At 53.2% G+C, this 2,183-nt stretch carries 3 protein-coding genes; all 3 read right to left on the reverse strand.

Annotated features, from left to right (window positions below; genetic code table 11):
- Positions 1 to 248: hypothetical protein (locus tag AC07U6_RS22170; protein WP_494764856.1), on the reverse strand; the 248-nt coding region annotated here is incomplete at its 3' end.
- A gap of 176 nt (positions 249 to 424) precedes the next feature.
- Positions 425 to 646 carry an Imm31 family immunity protein gene (locus AC07U6_RS22175; RefSeq protein ID WP_200564166.1) on the reverse strand — a complete coding sequence of 74 codons (222 nt, stop codon included), beginning with the start codon at positions 644 to 646 and terminating at the stop codon, positions 425 to 427.
- Between the two features lie 16 nt (positions 647 to 662).
- Positions 663 to 2,183 (reverse strand): polymorphic toxin type 17 domain-containing protein (locus AC07U6_RS22180; protein ID WP_494764857.1); only part of this gene is annotated, 1,521 nt, incomplete at its 5' end.

The raw sequence follows: 2,183 nt of genomic DNA on the forward strand, positions 1-2,183 counted from the left end.
CTGCCCGCCACGCTGCCTTTCTGCACGTTGCTGCTGTCGTCACGGGTCAGTTTCTGCGACGAATGCCCCAGCGAGAAGCCTATCCCCCCGGTGCCGCCGAAGCCGGACTTTTTCTTCTGCTCAACCGAGGCGGAGTGATCGGACTCGGCGGCGGTGGTCAGCGTCAGGTTGTTGCCCGCACTCAGCGTCACGTCGTGCGTGCCCAGCAGGTTGCTGCCCGATGCGGTCAGATCGTTCCCCGCCGTCACCTTCAGCGTGTCGCCGGAGACGGTGCTGCCCAGCGCGCTCTGCTGATGCGTCTCGCTCTGGATTTAGCAATGTTAGTTAATAGTGTTAATCGAGATGATTAGTAAACAGCAGACAGGAGAATATAGCTGATCGAATAGCAGATAAAAAAACCCGGCTTAACTGGCCGGGATTCTCATTAAAAAAAATCATCTTGCGTTAGCTGTTTTCCTGTAGGAATAACCTCATCCTTATCAAAAGACAAAAGATATTCTTCGTCATAAAGTTTTACAGAGTAACCATAAAGAACACCATCCTCCTCACTCACTCCCATAACGCCACCTTTCTTCCCTGCATATTTTTTATTTTGGCAATCAGAAGATATTTTCACCTCCTGATAAAAACCTATTTTATTTTCCATCAAGTATTCCCCTTAATCACTTATGTGTTATTCTTCCATCCAGAGACACATTCAAATGTGAACCATCTCTTGTTGCCCAACCAAGCTGAGCCTTACCCTTAGGTGATAGCTGGACATCCCATTCAAATGTCTGCCCTGCTGTACGAGATGGCCCTTTAACCCACTCGTTACCGAATTTATCGAGATACCCATTATTTGGTCCTCTTGGTAGCGGATTAGTAGAAGAATAATTACTATCAGGTACAAACCGAATTTTCCCTTCCGTTGGAAGTTCTACGTATTTTATACGCCCTTTGGTAGACCACGGTTTAGCCGCGCTTCCTGTTCCCCCAGGATTAAAAGGCGGTTCATCCACATAGCCTGGAATTTTACTGGCGTTGGCCGATGATTGCGGTTCTACCGTCTTCCCAGGTTTCGGCAAACTCCCTGCCCCCAACGCGCCATAAACTAGGTTACCTAGCCCATCAGCGCCAGTTTTCAACAACGACGCTTCCAGCCAGCCACACTTCCCGGCGCACTGATCTATGATATCAGCATACCATTGAGCCGAACTTTCATAAGCGTTGCCCGCCATATTATCCTGCTGACGCAGATCTGTATAAGTCTTATCATCCAGTTCTATTTTCGCACGTGTATCTGCAACACAGGCGGCGTTACCTGAATCCCAGCACGATTTCAGCTTCTGAATGTTCTCCGCTGATTCTTTCGCCATATCCTTACGGATATTCTGTTCGCAACCCACAATTCCGTTACACGCTTTGTATTTATTAGCGTATTCCTGCGGATGCCCCTGACTGAGGAAGTTATTCTCAGACGAGTTCTTACCCGCCTGCGCTCCGGCCATTCCATCCGCCGCGCTGCCTCCCGTCACGCCTCCCGCAAGGCCCGCCGCCAGAGTGCCCAGCACGCTGACCGTCTGTTTCTCCGTTTCCGTCAGCGCACTGACCTGTTTGCCCGGGTACAGCTCCTTCATCACCAGCTGCGCCATCAGCTCGCCGCTGACCGCACCAGCAGCACCCGCTGCCGCACTGTTTCCTGCTTCGTACGACACAATCGCACCCACCACCGCGTGCGCCATGGCACGGCTCGCTTCATCCGGGGCCAGATTGTGGATCTGCTCGGCCAGATACGGCGCAGCCGCACCCGTCAGCGCCTGCCCAAGATCATGCCCCGCCAGACCCTGTATCGCCGCCGTCGCCGCCTGGATGGCCTGCTGGACTTTTCCACCCGTGCCCAGACCCGTCGCCGTGAACGCCTCGTTATAGAAGTTCTGGTAAAGCTGCCCGCTGATATCCCTGTCGGTGGCTGTTTTGCCCGGATTAGCTTTCTCCCAGTCCTGCTTCGCCTTTTCCCGGTCGGCTTTTGTGGCGTTATCCATTTTACCGCCGGCCACTTTCTGCGCTGCCAGCTCACCCTGGGTTCTGGCAATATCACCAACCTGCGAGCCGATCTCACCTATCACCTGCGCTTCCTGCAGCCGCTTCTGCTCTTTCTCCTTATCAAAGATCGGACTCAGACCGTTCGCCGCGTGCTCCGT

Source organism: Erwinia sp. GW821-FHT03D09 (assembly GCF_059420805.1).